The sequence below is a fragment of the Pseudomonas sp. 21LCFQ010 genome (assembly GCF_024129905.1).
In the GTDB taxonomy this organism is placed as follows: Bacteria; Pseudomonadota; Gammaproteobacteria; order Pseudomonadales; family Pseudomonadaceae; genus Aquipseudomonas.
The window spans coordinates 112,151-128,982 of sequence record NZ_JAMYDZ010000012.1; the positions used below are offsets into that span (position 1 = coordinate 112,151).

At 61.7% G+C, this 16,832-nt stretch carries 16 protein-coding genes; 14 read left to right on the top strand and 2 right to left on the bottom strand.

Annotated features, from left to right (window positions below):
- The first annotated feature begins 62 nt into the window (after positions 1-62).
- The 7 genes from NJC38_RS15625 (at position 63) to murB (ending at position 6,451) form a co-directional block, all read left to right on the top strand.
- Positions 63-2,279 carry a DNA internalization-related competence protein ComEC/Rec2 gene (locus NJC38_RS15625; RefSeq protein WP_253115585.1) on the top strand — a complete coding sequence of 739 codons (2,217 nt, stop codon included), beginning with the start codon at positions 63-65 and terminating at the stop codon, positions 2,277-2,279.
- Positions 2,280-2,350: 71 nt separating this feature from the next.
- Positions 2,351-3,025, top strand: a complete 675-nt coding sequence (locus NJC38_RS15630) for a MotA/TolQ/ExbB proton channel family protein (RefSeq protein WP_045481131.1) — start codon at positions 2,351-2,353, stop codon at positions 3,023-3,025.
- Entirely contained in the window at positions 3,022-3,453 is a 432-nt protein-coding gene (locus NJC38_RS15635) for a biopolymer transporter ExbD (RefSeq protein ID WP_045481128.1), read from the top strand. Before NJC38_RS15630 ends, NJC38_RS15635 begins: the two co-directional genes overlap by 4 nt.
- Entirely contained in the window at positions 3,453-4,448 is a 996-nt protein-coding gene (gene lpxK / locus NJC38_RS15640; RefSeq protein ID WP_045481125.1) for a tetraacyldisaccharide 4'-kinase, read from the top strand. The genes NJC38_RS15635 and lpxK overlap by 1 nt, the downstream gene beginning before the upstream one ends.
- A gap of 11 nt (positions 4,449-4,459) precedes the next feature.
- Complete coding sequence (locus NJC38_RS15645; protein WP_045493619.1) at positions 4,460-4,645, top strand: Trm112 family protein; 186 nt, start codon at positions 4,460-4,462, stop codon at positions 4,643-4,645.
- Positions 4,642-5,406, top strand: coding sequence for a 3-deoxy-manno-octulosonate cytidylyltransferase (kdsB, locus tag NJC38_RS15650; protein ID WP_253115587.1), 765 nt, complete (start codon positions 4,642-4,644; stop codon positions 5,404-5,406). The genes NJC38_RS15645 and kdsB overlap by 4 nt, the downstream gene beginning before the upstream one ends.
- Positions 5,407-5,431: 25 nt before the next feature.
- Positions 5,432-6,451 (top strand): UDP-N-acetylmuramate dehydrogenase, encoded by a 1,020-nt coding sequence (gene murB / locus NJC38_RS15655; RefSeq protein ID WP_253115589.1) that lies wholly within the window; start codon positions 5,432-5,434, stop codon positions 6,449-6,451.
- A gap of 106 nt (positions 6,452-6,557) precedes the next feature.
- On the opposite strand, the gene rne is transcribed toward murB, so the two are convergent.
- Positions 6,558-9,926: a ribonuclease E gene (rne, locus tag NJC38_RS15660; RefSeq protein WP_253115591.1), complete on the bottom strand. Its 3,369-nt coding sequence runs from the start codon at positions 9,924-9,926 to the stop codon at positions 6,558-6,560.
- 725 nt (positions 9,927-10,651) lie between these two features.
- Here rne and rluC point away from each other — a divergent pair.
- Genes rluC through NJC38_RS15675 form a run of 3 tightly spaced genes read left to right on the top strand, consistent with a single transcriptional unit; the run spans position 10,652 to position 13,279 of the window.
- Positions 10,652-11,608 carry a 23S rRNA pseudouridine(955/2504/2580) synthase RluC gene (gene rluC / locus NJC38_RS15665; RefSeq protein WP_045493612.1) on the top strand — a complete coding sequence of 319 codons (957 nt, stop codon included), beginning with the start codon at positions 10,652-10,654 and terminating at the stop codon, positions 11,606-11,608.
- Positions 11,598-12,260, top strand: a complete 663-nt coding sequence (locus NJC38_RS15670; protein ID WP_253115593.1) for an HAD-IIIA family hydrolase — start codon at positions 11,598-11,600, stop codon at positions 12,258-12,260. The genes rluC and NJC38_RS15670 overlap by 11 nt, the downstream gene beginning before the upstream one ends.
- A 26-nt stretch (positions 12,261-12,286) precedes the next feature.
- On the top strand, positions 12,287-13,279 hold the full coding sequence (locus tag NJC38_RS15675) for a S49 family peptidase (RefSeq protein WP_045481110.1): 993 nt from the start codon (positions 12,287-12,289) through the stop codon (positions 13,277-13,279).
- Between the two features lie 57 nt (positions 13,280-13,336).
- On the opposite strand, the gene NJC38_RS15680 is transcribed toward NJC38_RS15675, so the two are convergent.
- The gene (locus NJC38_RS15680) at positions 13,337-13,915 is read right to left on the bottom strand and encodes a nucleoside triphosphate pyrophosphatase (protein WP_253115596.1); all 579 of its coding nucleotides are present in this window, start codon (positions 13,913-13,915) and stop codon (positions 13,337-13,339) included.
- Between the two features lie 106 nt (positions 13,916-14,021).
- Between NJC38_RS15680 and NJC38_RS15685 the strand changes: the two genes are divergently transcribed.
- The 4 genes from NJC38_RS15685 (at position 14,022) to fabD (ending at position 16,831) form a co-directional block, all read left to right on the top strand.
- Entirely contained in the window at positions 14,022-14,549 is a 528-nt protein-coding gene (locus NJC38_RS15685; protein ID WP_045493607.1) for a YceD family protein, read from the top strand.
- Between the two features lie 9 nt (positions 14,550-14,558).
- The gene (gene rpmF, locus NJC38_RS15690; protein WP_009406838.1) at positions 14,559-14,741 is read left to right on the top strand and encodes a 50S ribosomal protein L32; all 183 of its coding nucleotides are present in this window, start codon (positions 14,559-14,561) and stop codon (positions 14,739-14,741) included.
- A gap of 4 nt (positions 14,742-14,745) precedes the next feature.
- On the top strand, positions 14,746-15,783 hold the full coding sequence (gene plsX / locus NJC38_RS15695) for a phosphate acyltransferase PlsX (RefSeq protein ID WP_253115598.1): 1,038 nt from the start codon (positions 14,746-14,748) through the stop codon (positions 15,781-15,783).
- Between the two features lie 109 nt (positions 15,784-15,892).
- Complete coding sequence (fabD, locus tag NJC38_RS15700) at positions 15,893-16,831, top strand: ACP S-malonyltransferase (RefSeq protein WP_045493599.1); 939 nt, start codon at positions 15,893-15,895, stop codon at positions 16,829-16,831.
- Position 16,832 lies beyond the last annotated feature (1 nt).

Here is a 16,832-nt window from a genome sequence, read left to right on the forward strand (position 1 = left end):
GCGCCTGCACCCCCTCACTGATTTGCCCATCCTCAAGACCTTTTTGCCCTTGAGGATTCACCATGCGTACTGCGCTGGTCGCACTGGCGCTGGGCTTGCTGACCCTGCGCTTTTTGCCGGCCCTGCCGCCTGGCTGGCTATTGCTGCTGATGCCGGTGCTGGCCCTGATGCTATTGCCCTGGCGCACTTATCCTGTTGCGTTATGGCTGCTGGGGTTCAGCTGGGCCTGTTTTTCGGCCAAGAATGCCTTGGATGACCGGCTGCTGCCGCGCCTGGATGGCGGTACGCTATGGCTGGAAGCGCGGGTGGTGGGGCTGCCGAGTGCGAACGATGGTGTGACGCGTTTTGAGCTGGATCAGCCGCAGTCGCGACGTGCCCGTTTGCCGCAACGTATCCGGGTGAGCTGGTATGGCGGGCCGCCGGTGGCCAGTGGCGAGCGTTGGCGACTGGCGGTCAAGTTGCGGCGGCCGGACGGGTTGGTCAATCCAGGCGCCTTTGATTATCAGGCCTGGCTGTTGGCACAGCGTATTGGTGCGACCGGGACAGTGCTCGATGGTCAGCGTCTGGCACCTGCCCGTGCCGCCTGGCGTGATGCTATCCGCCAGCGTTTGCTGGCCGTTGATGCACAAGGCCGTGAAGGCGCTCTGGCGGCCCTGGTGCTGGGCGATGGTTCAGGGCTGTCACGGGATGACTGGCAGATACTGCAAGAAACCGGCACGGTGCATTTGCTGGTGATTTCCGGGCAGCATGTCGGTTTGCTGGCGGGCGCGGTGTATCTGTTGATTGCTGCGCTGGCGCGCCGGGGGCTGTGGCCTGCGGCCTTGCCCTGGTTACCTTGGGCGTGTGGGCTGGCCTTTGTTGCCGCGCTGGGCTATGGCCTGCTTGCAGGTTTCGAGGTGCCGGTGCGGCGTGCCTGTGTAATGGTCGGGATGGTGCTGCTCTGGCGCTTGCGCTTTCGGCATCTTGGTCTGCTCTGGCCCTGGCTGGTGTCGCTGAATCTGGTGCTGATCTTCGAGCCGCTGGCCAGTCTGCAAGCGGGCTTCTGGTTGTCATTTGCGGCAGTGGCGGTGCTGATTCTGGTTTTCGCCGGCCGTTTGGGGAGCTGGCGCTGGTGGCAGGCCTGGAGCCGTGCCCAATGGCTGATCGCAATCGGTCTGCTGCCTTTTCTGATTGTGCTTGAGCTGCCGGTCAGCCTCAGTGCGCCGCTGGCCAATCTGCTGGCAGTGCCCTGGGTCAGTCTGGTGGTGTTGCCGCTGGCGTTGCTCGGTACTTTGCTGCTGCCTGTGCCTTGGTTGGGGGCAAGCCTGCTATGGCTGGCCGGGGGCAGCATGCAATTGCTGTTTGTTGCGCTGGGCTGGGTTGCCGCCTGGCTGCCGGCCTGGTTGCCGGAGGCCTTGCCGCTCTGGGTGTGGTTGCTGTGTCTGCTGGGGGCTGTGCTGTTGTTGCTGCCAGCCGGTGTGCCACTGCGACCGTTGGGTTGGCCTTTATTATTACTCTGTGTGTTTGTACCCAGACAACCGATTGCGCCGGGTCAGGCTGAGGTGTTGCAACTGGATGTCGGCCAGGGGCTGGCGATCCTGATACGCACCCGCCATCACAACCTGCTGTATGACGCAGGCCCTGCCTCGGGTGAGTTTGATCTGGGCGAGCGGGTGGTGGTGCCGGTGTTGCGCAAGGCCGGCGTGCGCCGCCTCGACACGCTGGTAATCAGCCATGCACATGCCGATCATGCCGGTGGCGCCCTGGCGGTGCAGCGCAGTGTGCCGGTTGAGCGGGTACTTGGCGGCGAGCCCGAGGCAATGCACGCATCGCTACACGCGCAGCCGTGCCGCACCGGCGAGCGCTGGGAGTGGGACGGCGTGCGTTTCGAGACCTGGCGTTGGGATAAGGCCTACAACAGCAACGAGGCGTCGTGTGTGTTGAGGATCGATGCCAGCGGTGAGCGGCTGCTGTTGACCGGTGATATTGAAGCCGGGGCTGAGTGGGCGATTCGCCAGGCTGACTTCGACCTGCGTGCCCGCTGGCTTCAGGCACCGCATCATGGCAGCCGCACCTCGTCTTCAGCGCCTTTGTTGCGCCGGGTAATGCCTGAAGGCGTGCTGATTTCCCGTGGCCGCAATAACAGCTTCGGCCATCCGCACCCGATAGTGGTTGCGCGCTATCGGGCGCTGGGCATCGATATTCACGACAGCGCCGGGCAAGGCGCGATCAGTTGGCGCCTGGGAGCGTTCGAGCAACCGCGGGGTGAACGTGAAAACCGGCGTTTCTGGCGAGATTGACCGGCAATCTCAAGCACCCTCTTTCGACCCTATGTTAAAGTGGCGCCAATTTTTTCAAGGGAGTCGGCACTGTGTGGGAACTGGTCAAATCCGGCGGCTGGATGATGCTGCCGATCATACTGAGTTCGATTGTCGCGGCCGGCATCGTCATTGAACGTCTCTGGACCCTGCGTGCCAGCCGAATCACCCCGCCACACTTGCTCGGGCAGGTCTGGCAGTGGATTCAGGAAAACAAGCTCGACGGCGAAAAGCTCAAGCAATTGCGCGCTGATTCGCCGCTGGGCGAGATTCTCGCCGCTGGCCTGGCCAACTCCCGGCATGGTCGCGAGATCATGAAAGAAAGCATCGAAGAGGCTGCGGCACGGGTGATCCATGAGCTGGAGCGCTACCTCGCGGCACTCGGGTCGGTGGCGGCCATGGCGCCATTGCTCGGCCTGCTCGGTACTGTACTGGGCATGATCGACATCTTCGCTTCGTTCAATTCAGCCGGTAATACCGGCAATGCCGTGGTGTTGGCCGGTGGTATTTCCAAGGCGCTGATCTGTACTGCCTCGGGCCTGATGGTGGCGATCCCGGCGATTTTCTTCCATCGCTACCTGCAAAGCCGGGTCGATGAGCTGGTGGTCGGCATGGAACAGCAGGCGATTCGTCTGGTTGAAGTGGTGCAGGGCGACCGCGAGGTAGACCTGGTCGACGCACCGGTCGATCTCAAGTCCCTTGCCAGGACCGGAGGCAAGCGCAAGTGAAGTTTCGCCGCCGCAAGCAGCGCGACAATATCGATATCAATCTGGTAGCGCTGATTGATGTGGTGTTCATTCTGCTGCTGTTTTTCATCCTGACCACCACCTTCACCCGTGAAACCCAACTGCGTGTCGATCTGCCCCAGGCCGTGACCGGTGCGTCCAATGACGATGCCGCACGCAAGCAGGTGGATATCGCGATCAATGCCGACGGCATCTTTTCGGTCAATAACCAGTTGTTGCCGCGCAACGATCTGGACAGCCTGATCGAAGCCGTGCAGCGCGAGTCCGGTGGTGATAACAGCCTGCCGCTGTCGATCAGTGCCGACGGCAAGACACCGCATCAGTCGGTGATTACCGCCATGGATGCCGCCGGAAAACTGGGTTTCAGCCATTTGCGCATGACCACGGTCGAAACCACGCAGGCTAACTGATGGCGCTTTCCGACCGGTTGCTCGCCGCCTGGTATCAAGGCCATCCGGCACTGTCCTTGCTGCGCCCCCTGGAGCTGTTGTACCGCCGGGTGGTCAACCGCAAACGGGCGCGCTTTCTGGCCGGGGAGGGCGGCATCTATCGGGCCTCGGTGCCGGTGGTCGTAGTAGGCAATATCACCGTGGGCGGCACCGGCAAGACGCCGATGATCCTCTGGTTGATCGAACACTGCCGGCAACGCGGCCTGCGGGTCGGGGTGGTCAGCCGTGGTTACGGTGCCACACCGCCGAGCCTGCCGTGGCGGGTGCGCGCCGAACAAAGCGCTGCCCAGGCCGGTGACGAACCCTTGCTGATCGTGCAGCGCAGCGGCGTGCCGCTGGTGATCGACCCGGATCGCGGCCGCGCCGTGCAGGCTTTGCTCGACACTGAGCCGCTGGACCTGATTCTGTCTGACGACGGCTTGCAGCATTATCGGCTCGCCCGTGATCTGGAGTTGGTGCTGATCGATGCCGCTCGCGGGCTTGGCAATCGTCGTTGCCTGCCGGCCGGGCCCTTGCGCGAGCCTGTCGAGCGCCTGCAAAGCGTCGATGCACTGCTGTACAACGGCGCGCAGGCTGATCGCGAAGATGGCTTTGGCTTTACTCTCCAGCCTTCGGCGCTGGTCAATCTGCGCAGCGGCCAGCGAGTCGGTGTCGAGCATTTTGCCGCGGGTCAGGCCGTGCATGCGGTGGCCGGGATTGGCAACCCGCAGCGTTTTTTCACGACGCTTGAAGGGCTAAACTGGCGACCGGTGCCGCATGCCTTCGCCGATCATGCGGTGTTCACTGCTGAAGCGCTTGATTTCAGTCCCGCGCTGCCGTTGGTCATGACCGAGAAGGACGCCGTGAAATGCCGCGCCTTCGCTGCCGCCGACTGGTGGTATCTGGCCGTGGACGCTCAGCCGTCCACGGCGTTCGTCAGCTGGTTCGATGACTGGCTGGCACGTCTTAATCACTAATGGGAGCCATCATGGATACCAAACTGCTCGACATCCTCGCATGCCCGATCTGCAAAGGCCCCTTGAAACTCAGCGACGACAAGTCCGAGCTGATCAGCAAGGGCGCCGGCCTGGCTTATCCGATTCGCGATGGCATCCCGGTAATGCTCGAAAGCGAAGCCCGGACCCTGACCGCCGAGGAGCGCCTGGATAAATGAGCACTGCCTTCACTGTCGTGATTCCGGCGCGTTTCGGCTCCAGCCGTTTCCCTGGTAAACCGCTCAAGGTGATTGCCGGCAAACCGATGGTGCAGCATGTCTGGGAACAGGCACGTAAAAGCAGCGCCAGCCGTGTGGTGGTGGCCACCGACGATGCGCGCATCGTTACGGCGTGTCAGGGCTTTGGTGCCGAAGTGCTGCTGACCCGCGACGATCATAACTCCGGCACTGACCGTCTGGCCGAGGTGGCCACTCAGTTGGGGCTGGCGGCTGATGCCATTGTGGTCAATGTGCAGGGCGACGAGCCGATGATCCCGCCGGCGATCATTGATCAGGTGGCGGCCAACCTGGCCGCCCATCCCGAGGCCGGGATCTCGACACTGGCCGAGCCGATTGATGACGTCGCGACGTTGTTCAACCCGAACGTGGTCAAGGTCGTGACCGACATCAACGGTCTGGCGCTGACCTTCAGTCGTGCGCCATTGCCCTGGGCGCGTGATGCCCTGGCGGTCAGCCGCGACGTGCTGCCGGCAGGCGTGCCTTATCGTCGGCATATCGGCATCTATGCCTACCGTGCAGGCTTTCTGCACGACTTCGTGGCCTGGGGGCCGTGCTGGCTGGAAAACACCGAGTCGCTTGAGCAGCTTCGCGCACTTTGGCACGGGGTGCGCATTCATGTGGCCGATGCGCTGGAGGCGCCGCCGGCAGGCGTTGATACGCCTGAAGACCTGGAGCGCGTAAAGCGCCTGCTGGAGGCATGATGGGCCGTCTGTCGAGGGCTGGCGCATGAGCCTGGATGTGCATCGGCAAGTCTCTCTCAAGCCATTCAACACCTTCGGGGTCGATGTCCGCGCCAGCCTGTTCGCACAAGCGCATAGCGATGACGATGTTCGCCAGGCCTTGGCGCTGGCCGCCGAGCGACAACTGCCGCTGCTGGTGATCGGCGGTGGCAGCAACCTGTTGCTGGCCGGTGATGTCGAGCGTCTGGTGCTGCGCATGGCCAGCCGTGGCGTGCGCGTTGTGCAGGATGACGGGGAGCGTGTCATGGTCGAGGCTGAGGCCGGCGAGCCTTGGCATCCTTTCGTGTTGCAGTGCCTGGAGATGGGGCTGGTGGGGTTGGAAAACCTCAGTCTGATCCCGGGCACGGTCGGTGCGGCGCCGATGCAAAACATCGGTGCCTACGGCGTCGAGATCAAGGATGTATTCCACAGCCTGGTCGCCCTGGAGCGGGAAACCGGTGAGCTGCGTGAGTTCTTTCTCGATGACTGCGCCTTTGGTTACCGTGACAGCCTGTTCAAGCAGCAGGCCGGGCGCTGGATCATCCTGCGGGTGCGTTTTGCGCTCAGTCGCCAGGCGCCGCTGCACCTGGAATATGGCCCGGTGCGTCAGCGCTTGAGCGAGCAGGGGATAGAACAGCCCACGGCACTGGATGTCAGTCGCGCGATCTGTGCCATTCGCAGTGAGAAGCTTCCGGACCCGGCCGTGCTGGCCAACGCCGGCAGTTTTTTCAAAAACCCGGTGATTGCGGCTGACCAGGCTGAGGCTCTGAAACAGCGTTATCCGCAGTTGGTGGCCTACCCGCAAACTGACGGGCGGGTGAAGCTGGCCGCGGGTTGGCTGATCGAACAGGCCGGCTGGAAGGGCTTTCGTGAGGGGGATGCAGGTGTGCATCGCTTGCAGGCGCTGGTGCTGGTCAACTATGGCCAGGCCAGCGGTCTTGAGCTATTGAGGCTGGCGCAGCGTATCCAGGCGGATGTGCTTGAGCGCTTTGGCGTTGAGCTGGAGATGGAGCCTAACCTGTACTGATCGATATCACCCTGTAAGAGCCGCCGGGCGGCTCCTGCAGGGATAATTCAACAGCCATAAAAAAGCCCCGCCTGTTTTGCAGGCGGGGCTTTTTTACATCAGCAGATCAGACCAGCGGTTTGCTTTCGCGAGTCTGTTCTTCAGTCGAGGTTTCAGGTTGGCTAGCGGTTTGTTCAACCACTGCCTCGGCCTGTACCTGGGCTGGAGCAGGCTCGCTCACGGGCTCTGCTGCGGCTGCAACCACCTCGGCTTCAGGTGCTTGTGCCGGTGCGGCAGGCGCAGCCGCTTCAGCTTCGGCTTGCAGGCGGCGACGCTCCTCTTCCTCGCGTTTGCGGCGACGCACTTCGCGAGGATCGTTAGGTGCACGACCCGAGCTGGCAACAGCGACAGCCGGTGCCTCTTCTACAACCGGGACGACCACAGGGGCTGGCTCGGCTGCTGGCTCAACGACTGGCTCGGGCTCGACAACGGCGACTGGCTCGACGACCGGCGCGACGTAAGGCGCAGGCGCAGGCTCTGGCTCGGCAGCAGGTGCCTCGACAAACGGGAGGCTCAGTTCGGCAGACTCGCTGACTGGCGCTGCCGGTGCTTTCTCAAGCTCGATCACCGGCTCCGGAACAGGCTCTGGCGTCGGGGTGAAGTCAGCAGCCGGTTTGTTGTCGGCCACGATCAGTGGCTCGGCAGCGGTTTCGCTGGCCAGCTCAACTTCTGGCGCCGCTACAGTCACGACTGGCTCGCTGCTTTCGACGGCAGGTGTTTCGACGGCCGGGGCAGGTGCTTGAGCAACGGCTTCGCTGGTAACGGTCGGTGCATCGGCGACAGGCGTTTCAACTGCGTCAGCAGGTGTTGGCGCTGGTGTAGCCTGGCTGTCGGTCGACGCCTGGGCCTGTTCGGCCTGACGATTGGCCTCGGCTTCGGCAGGTGCGCTGATCACGCCGCCAGCGACGGCGGCGGTGACCACCAGGCCGGCCGCCAGAGCATTGCTGTTGTCGGTTTCGCCAGACTCTTCGCCATCAGCGATTTCCACGCCATTGGCATCGCGTTGGCGCTCACGACGGTTGCTGCGACGACGCTGGCCACGCGAGCGGCGACGTGGACGTTCGCCTTCGGCGCCATCCTGCTCGTCATGGGCCTGCTCTTCGCTGTTGAGCGTTTCATCTTCAGCGGTTTCAGCAGCTTGCTCATTGCGAGGCTGGCGCTCTTCACGCGGTGCACGCGGTTGACGCTCTTCGCGAGGCGCGCGCTCTTCACGCGGAGCACGTTCTTCGCGAGGTGCGCGTTCTTCCTGGGCTACGGCTGGCTGGCCGGCAGCGGCTTCGGCAGCCGGTGCGGCATCCAGTGGTTCGCGCAGTTCGCGGATGCGCTCTTCGCGTGGCTTGCGCTCGCGAGGCTGACGTTCTTCGCGAGGTGGGCGTGGCTGACGTTCTTCGCGTGTGCCGGACTCGTCACGGGCTTCGCGCAGTTCGCGTGGCGCGCGCTCTTCACGTGGGGCGCGTTCTTCACGCGGTGCACGCTCTTCGCGAGGTGCGCGTTCTTCACGCGGGGCACGTTCTTCACGTGGGGCGCGCTCTTCGCGAGGTACGCGTTCTTCACGTGGGGTACGTTCGCCACGTTCTTCACGCGGTTTGCGCTCTTCGTCGCGGCGGTTGTTGCGGCCACGGCTTTGCTGGCGACCGTTGCGGCGCTCTTCGTTACGCGCAGGGCGCTCGGAAACGGCTGGTTTTTCAGCTGCAACCGGGGCAACCGGCTCGGGTTTGCTGGTAGCGAACAGGCTGACCAGCGACTTCACCAGACCTTTGAACAGGCTTGGCTCGTGGGCTGGCGTCGGGGCGACCGGAGCCGCTACCGGGGCTGCCGCTTCGGCAGGTACTGGAGCATTGGCGCGAGCCGGAGCGGTTTTGACCGCGGCTTCCTGGCGAACCAGGGTGCGGGTGGCGCTGGCCTGTGGCGCAACGTCTTCGATCTCGGCCGCTTCGGCGGCGATTTCGTAGCTGGTTTTGTGCGTGCTGGCATCCGGATTGTCATCACGCAGGCGCTGCACTTCGAAGTGTGGCGTTTCGAGGTGATCGGTCGGCAGGATGATGATGCGGGCGCGGGTGCGCAGTTCGATCTTGGTGATCGAGTTGCGTTTTTCGTTGAGCAGGAATGCTGCGACCGGGATCGGCACCTGGGCGCGCACTTCAGCAGTACGGTCCTTGAGCGCTTCTTCTTCAATCAGGCGCAGGATGGCCAGCGACAGCGATTCGACGTCACGGATAATGCCGGTGCCGTTGCAGCGCGGGCAGACGATGCCGCTGCTTTCGCCCAGCGACGGACGCAGCCGCTGACGGGACATTTCCAGCAGGCCGAAGCGCGAAATGCGACCGACCTGAACGCGGGCGCGGTCGGCTTCAAGGCACTCACGGACTTTCTCTTCGACGGCACGCTGGTTCTTGGCCGGGGTCATGTCGATGAAGTCGATGACGATCAGGCCGCCGATATCACGCAAGCGCAACTGGCGAGCGATTTCTTCAGCCGCTTCCAGGTTGGTCTGCAGTGCGGTTTCTTCGATGTCGCTGCCTTTGGTGGCACGTGCCGAGTTGATGTCGATCGACACCAGGGCTTCAGTCGGGTCGATAACGATCGAGCCGCCCGATGGCAGTTCGACCACGCGCTGGAAGGCGGTTTCGATCTGGCTTTCGATCTGGAAGCGGTTGAACAGCGGTACGCTGTCTTCGTACAGTTTGATCTTGCTGGCGTACTGCGGCATCACCTGGCGGATGAAGGTCAGGGCTTCTTCCTGGGCTTCGACGCTGTCGATCAGGACTTCACCGATGTCCTGGCGCAGGTAGTCGCGGATGGCGCGGATGATAACGTTACTTTCCTGGTAGATCAGGAAGGGCGCGGCGCGATCCAGGGACGCTTCCTTGATGGCGGTCCACAGTTGCAGCAGGTAGTCCAGGTCCCACTGCATTTCTTCGCTGCTGCGGCCAAGGCCGGCAGTGCGCACGATCAGGCCCATGTCGGCAGGGGCGATCAGGCCATTGAGGGCTTCACGCAGTTCATTGCGCTCTTCGCCTTCGATACGGCGCGAGATACCGCCTGCGCGCGGGTTGTTGGGCATCAGCACCAGATAACGGCCGGCCAGGCTGATGAAGGTGGTCAGGGCGGCGCCCTTGTTGCCACGTTCTTCTTTCTCGACCTGAACGATGACTTCCTGGCCTTCGCTCAGGACTTCCTTGATATTGACCCGGCCTTCAGGGGCCTTCTTGAAGTATTCGCGGGAGATTTCTTTCAGGGGCAGGAAGCCGTGACGCTCAGAGCCGAAATCGACAAAGGCAGCCTCAAGGCTTGGCTCGATGCGAGTGATACGGCCTTTATAGATATTGGCCTTCTTCTGCTCGCGGGCACCGGACTCGATGTCCAGGTCGTAGAGGCGTTGGCCGTCTACCAGTGCAACACGCAACTCTTCGGGTTGAGTTGCGTTAATCAGCATTCTTTTCATGTAGTACCGTCGGTTTCCGGGGCTGCCGGAAACGGCGTTCGGCACACACGACTTCTCACGGTCGGTGTCAGAGCACGTCAGGAGCGTGGGGACGCTCCAGTGTCCAGCGAGGTTCTTCAGCCAGTGGGGCTGAAGAGTCGCGACGACGTTCCTGCTTGCTGTGGTGACAGATGACACCCAGTCAGCAAAAGCTTTGATCAGGAGGAGGAATCGGCCATCGGGAGCGGACGCGATGATGCGTCTTGAACAGCGTCGGTGCTACACAGTCCGATGGTCGTGCGTCTCCACCCTACACGTATCCCTGATAATTCGGGTGCTGCCGCGCGCAGAATCCGCAGCGGGTTGGCATTTACCGCGATCCTCCCGTGGAGTTTCGCGCATCATGGCTCGAGGCGTAGTTCGCAGGACTCGCGCTCGAAGGGTCGGGAAGCGACTGCACCTTGTGAACTGGCCGTGGGTTCTGCGCTCGGGAAGGCGAGTCTTGACTCTGCAATCCGGCGTATTTCAGGCCTCATGTCACCTGCGCTCGTTACGTTTCCAGGCATCTTCGTTGTCACCGAAAGCCTTGCTGGGCGGCCTCCCGCCCGGGGAATTGCGTGGGTCAGGGCCGGTTGTCATCCGGTGATCTGCTGCCCGGCCGCTTTTGGCGGCGTTCGCGACTATAGCAGCAATCATTAAGTGCTTCAAATCCATAAAAAATTGTTATGATTCGCCGCATGACCAATATCACTCCCCCAACCCCCGGCGTCCAGCTGGTCGAGGTTGCCCCGGAATATGCCGGCCAACGTATTGATAATTACCTGATCACCTACCTCAAGGGGGTGCCCAAGACCTTGGTCTACCGTATTTTGCGCAAAGGCGAAGTGCGGGTTAACAAGGGCCGGGCCAAGCCTGAGTACAAGTTGCAGGCGGGCGACATCGTGCGTATTCCGCCGGTGCGCGTGCCGGAGCGCGACGAGCCGGTGCAGGTTGCCCAAGGGCTGCTGCAGCGCCTGGAGGCGGCCATTGTGCATGAGGACAAGGCGCTGATCGTGCTCAACAAGCCAGCCGGCATCGCCGTGCATGGCGGTAGTGGTCTGAACTTCGGGGTTATTGAGGCGTTTCGTCAGCTGCGTCCCGATGCCAAGGAGCTGGAGCTGGTCCATCGTCTGGACCGCGACACTTCGGGGCTGCTGATGATCGCCAAGAAGCGCAGTATGTTGCGCCATCTGCACGAAGCCTTGCGCGGTGACGGTGTCGACAAGCGCTATATGGCGCTGGTGCGCGGCAACTGGGCGAGCGCCTGCAAGCAGGTGAATGCGCCGTTGCTCAAGAGCAATTTGCGTTCCGGCGAGCGCATGGTGGAAGTCAACGATGAAGGCAAGGAGGCGCTGACCCTGTTCAAGGTGCTGCGCCGTTTCGGCGACTTCGCGACCATGGTCGAGGCGCGCCCGATCACTGGCCGGACTCACCAGATTCGCGTGCATACCCTGCATGCCGGGCATGTGATTGCCGGTGACACCAAATACGGTGAGGAAGATTTCTCTCGGGAAATCCGTGATCTGGGCGGCAAGCGGCTGTTCCTGCATGCCTATCGCCTGACCGTGCCGCTGCCTGATGGCGGCAAACTCGAATTGCAGGCGCCCGTCGATGAGATGTGGGCCAAGACAGTGGAGCGTCTGAGTGCGCCGTGACTACGACTTACTGATTTTTGACTGGGACGGCACGCTGGCTGACTCGATTGGCCGGATTGTCGCCGCCATGCGTGAGGCCGCTATCACCGGCGATATGCCGGTGCGTGATGATCCTGCGATCAAGGGCATTATCGGCCTGGGATTGCCGGAGGCGATTCGCACGCTGTACCCGCAGATCTCGCCCAACCAGTTGCTGGATTTTCGTCAGCGCTATGCCGACAGTTATATGGCCATGGATCAGGTGGCGTCGCCGCTGTTCGATGGTGTGCTGGAGTCGATGCAGGCGTTTCGCGAGCAGGGTTACCGGCTGGCGGTAGCCACCGGCAAGGCCCGGCGTGGGCTGGATCGGGTGCTCAAGGCGCATGACTGGCTGGAGTATTTCGATATCACCCGGGCCGCAGATGAAACTGCCAGCAAGCCTGATCCACTGATGCTTCACGAGATCATGGCGCATTGCGATGTCGCGCCGGAGCGCTCGCTGATGATCGGTGACTCGTCTTTCGATTTGCTGATGGCTCGCAATGCTGGCATGCATTCGGTGGCCGTGGGTTATGGCGCTCAGTCGCTCGATTCGTTGCGTGAGTATCGGCCACAATTGGCCATCGAACACTTTTCTGAGCTGCGTGTCTGGTTGGATGGGCGCGGTGCCTAATAGTCTGCGGGTAAGGTGAAAGAGCTATGTCTGATCAATGGAAAGCGCCAGATTCGCAAGATGGCGGTTCGCCTGAAGATGCCAAAAGCTGGAAATTGCTGGAGAAGACGCTGCTGGCGGGTGTGCAAGAGCAACGCAGGGCGCGGCGCTGGGGGATTTTCTTCAAATTCCTGACCTTTGCTTACCTGTTTGGCATGTTGCTGTTGTTCACTCCGTTGTTGGGTGACAAGAAGGCCGCGTCGCGTGGCACTGATCACACGGCTCTGATCGAAATCCAGGGCATGATCGCTGACAAGGAGTCGGCCAGTGCCGACAACATCGTCGGCAGCTTGCGCGCCGCTTTTGAAGACAGCAAGACGCGTGGGGTGATCCTGCGCATCAACAGTCCGGGTGGCAGTCCGGTGCAGTCTGGCTATGTATATGACGAAATTCGTCGTCTGCGTGCCGAGAAGCCTGCGATCAAGGTTTATGCGGTCATTACCGATCTGGGTGCTTCCGGTGCCTATTACATCGCCAGTGCTGCTGATCAGATCTATGCCGATAAGGCCAGCCTGGTGGGTTCTATCGGGGTTACGGCAGCCGGGTTTGGTTTTGTCGGGGTGATGGAGAAGATCGGTGTGGATCGTCGCACCTATACCTCGGGTGAGCATAAGGCGTTTCTTGATCCGTTTCAGCCGCCCAAGGCTGACGAAACGCAGTTCTGGCAGGGTGTACTGGATACCACTCATCGCCAGTTCATCGCCAGCGTCAAGCAGGGTCGTGGCGAGCGCCTGAAAGACAAGGAGCATCCCGAGCTGTTTTCTGGCCTGGTCTGGACAGGTGAGCAGGCCGTGGGGCTTGGGTTGGTCGATGGGCTGGGCAGCTCCAGCTACGTTGCTCGCGAAGTGATCGGTGCCAAAGATATCGTCGACTACACCATTCAGGAGTCGCCGTTCGATCGTTTCTCCAAGAAGCTGGGTGCCAGTATTGCTGAGCGTCTGGCGATGTGGGCCGGGTTTGGCGGGCCGTCACTGCGTTAAGTCAAGCTGGTTTGTAGCAAGCCCGGCCATTGGTCGGGTTTGTTGTTTCTGGGGTGTTCAGGGAATGCTCACGCCTTCTTGCGTCAGCATGTCTACCAAGCGGATAAGGGGCAGTCCGACCAGGCTGGTGGCGTCTGGTCCTTCGGTGCTGCGAAACAGCATTACACCCAGCCCTTCGGCCTTGAAGCTGCCGGCGCAGTCGTAGGGTTGCTCGGCATGCAGGTAGCGTTGCAGGGTGTCTGTGTCCAGTTCGCGCATGTGCACGGTGAACGGCACGCAGTCGACCTGGCATTGGCCAGTGCGGGTGTTCAGCACGGCCAGGCCGGTAAGAAAGCTTACGCTTTGGCCGCTGGCGGCCGACAGTTGCGCCAGCGCCCGCTCGAAGTCGTGCGGCTTGCCGAGTACTTCGTCACCGAGCACGGCCACCTGATCGGAGCCGATGATCAGGTGGTCCGGGTGATCGCCGGCCAGGGCCTGGGCTTTTTGTTGTGCCAGGCGCTTTACCAGATGGGTGGCACTCTCGCCGGGCAGGCGGCTTTCGTCTATGTCCGGCGAGCTGCAGGTGAATGGCAGGCGCAGTCGGGCGAGCAATTGACGTCGATACGGCGAGCTGGAAGCAAGGAGCAGGGAAGGCATGCGATTCTCCGTGGTCTGAGCCGCAATTCTAATAAGTGCCGGCAAGCCCTGATAGGCCTGAATTTCCTTTGACATGCTAAAGGTGCATCCCTAGAATGCTGCGCCTATGTTGAATGACCCGATTCCATCTCATATTGACCCGCGCAAGTTGGCTGATCGCGGCACGACCCTCCAGGGTGAAGTGCTGCTGGCCGACCTGCAAAGACTCTGCGACCCATTGGCTGATAACGCCGGTGCGGTTCAGGCCAACTTCATTTTTGAGCGTGACGAGCGTCGCACTGCGGTTTTCCACAGTCGGCTCAAGACCTCGGTCAAGATGGTTTGCCAGCGTTGTCTTGAGCTGGTTACCCTGCCGATCCAGAGCGAATGTACTTACGTTGTGGTGAAGGAGGGTGCGAACACCCAATCGTTGCCGAAAGGCTATGACGTGTTGGAACTGGGCGAGGATCCTTTGGATCTGCTGGCATTGATTGAGGAAGAGCTTCTGCTCGCCTTGCCAATCGTGCCTGCTCATCATCCTGAAGAATGCCAGCAACCGGCGGGTCTCGATGAGCCCGAACCGAGCGTGGACGAGGTAACACGGTCCAACCCGTTCAGTGTATTGGCGCAATTAAAGCGTGACCCAAACGTTTAGGAGTTAATTATGGCTGTTCAACAGAACAAAAAATCCCGCTCTGCTCGCGATATGCGTCGTTCGCACGACGCTCTCGAAGCGAACGCTCTGTCCGTGGAAAAAACCACTGGCGAAGTTCACCTGCGCCACCACGTTTCGCCAGAAGGCGTATACCGTGGCCGCAAAGTGATCGACAAGGGCGCTGACGAGTAATTTCTTGTCCGCTCCGATCATCGCGATCGACGCAATGGGCGGGGACTTCGGTCCCCGCAGCATTGTTCAGGCAAGTATCGCCTGCCTGGCTGCTACCCCCTCGCTCCACCTGGCCCTTGTCGGCCAAGCTCCCCTTATTGACGAACTGATTGCCTCCCATCGCAAGGTCGACCGCGCACGCCTGCACGTTGTGCATGCCAGCGAAGTGGTTGGTATGGATGAAAAACCGTCCCAGGCCCTGCGCGGCAAGCCCGACTCATCAATGCGTGTCGCCCTCGGGCTGGTGGCTGGCGGTCAGGCTCAGGCGTGCGTCAGTGCCGGTAATACCGGAGCGCTGATGGCCTTGTCGCGTTTTGTGCTCAAGACCCTGCCGGGTATCGATCGTCCGGCGATGGTGGCGGCAATTCCGACCCGTACCGGCTATTGTCAGTTGCTGGATCTGGGAGCCAATGTCGATTGCAGTGCCGAAAACCTGTATCAGTTCGCTGTAATGGGTGCTGTGAATGCCGAGGTCATGGGGGTGGTGCGGCCAAGGGTCGCGCTGCTCAATGTCGGTACCGAGGACATCAAGGGCAATCAGCAGGTTCGTCAGGCGGCAGCGTTGTTGCAGGCGGCGCCAGGTCTGAACTACATCGGGTTCGTTGAAGGTGACGGGCTCTATCGTGGTGAGGCTGATGTGGTGGTGTGCGATGGCTTTGTCGGCAATGTATTGCTCAAGTCCAGCGAAGGCCTGGCGACCATGATCGCTGCACGAATTGAAACGCTATTCAGGCAGGGTCTGCTTGGCAGGGCGGCGGGCGTGGTGGCTTTGCCTGTGCTCAAGCGTCTGCAGGCCGAGTTTGCACCGGCGCGGCACAATGGTGCGAGCCTGCTGGGCTTGCAGGGCATTGTGGTCAAGAGTCACGGGGCGGCCGGGGTTGAGGGCTTGCAGAGTGCAATCCTGCGTACCGTCGTGCAGATCCAGGACAACCTGCCGCAGCGTCTGCGCGGGCGGCTTGAGGCGCTGTTGCCGGGCTTGTCGCCGGGGGCGCCGGAAATGTGACGCTGGCCGTCAGAGCGTCATCCAAACGTTCAGTCATATCGATTTGCTTCACTGCCGCCGGCTGGGCCGGGGGCCTATTTTTCAAGATAACCAATCAGGGGCCTGTTACATGTCTGCATCCCTCGCATTCGTCTTTCCGGGTCAAGGATCGCAATCGCTCGGCATGCTCGCCGAGCAAGGTGCGCAGCATCCATTGATCCTCGATACCTTTGAGCAGGCGTCCGACGCTCTGGGATATGACCTGTGGGCCTTGACCCAGCAGGGGCCTGCCGAGCTGCTCAATCAGACCGACAAGACCCAGCCGGCCATTCTGACGGCCTCCATCGCGCTATGGCATGTATGGCTGGCCGAGGGTGGTGCGGTTCCTGCTTACGTGGCCGGTCACAGCCTGGGCGAATACAGTGCTCTGGTGGCGGCCAACAGTCTGACACTGGCCGATGCTGTAAAGCTGGTCGAACGACGTGGTCAGTTGATGCAGGAAGCGGTGCCGGCCGGTCAGGGCGGCATGGCTGCAATCCTGGGGCTCAATGACGACCAGGTCAGAGCCGCTTGTGCTGAAGCTGCGCAAGGTCAGGTTGTCAGTGCGGTCAACTTCAATTCGCCAGGCCAGGTGGTGATCGCCGGTAATGCCGAGGCGGTGGCGCGTGCCATCGAGCTGTGCAAGGCCGCAGGCGCCAAGCGCGCCCTGCCGTTGCCGGTCAGCGTGCCGTCGCACTGTGAGCTGATGCGCCCGGCGGCCGAGCGCTTTGCCGAGTCGGTTGAAGCTATCGACTGGCAGGCGCCGGAAATCGCGCTGGTGCAGAACGTCAGCGCCGCGGCGGTCACTGATCTGGCGACCCTCAAGCGTGATCTGCTTGAGCAGTTGTACAAGCCTGTACGTTGGGTCGAGTCCATTCAGTGCCTGGCGGGCCTGGGTGTGACCCAGCTGGTGGAGTGTGGTCCGGGCAAAGTGCTGGCCGGCCTCAACAAACGCTGCGCCGATGGCGTGGTGACTTACAACCTGGATACCCCTGACGCCTTTGCTGCCGCCCGTGCGGCACTGGCCTGAA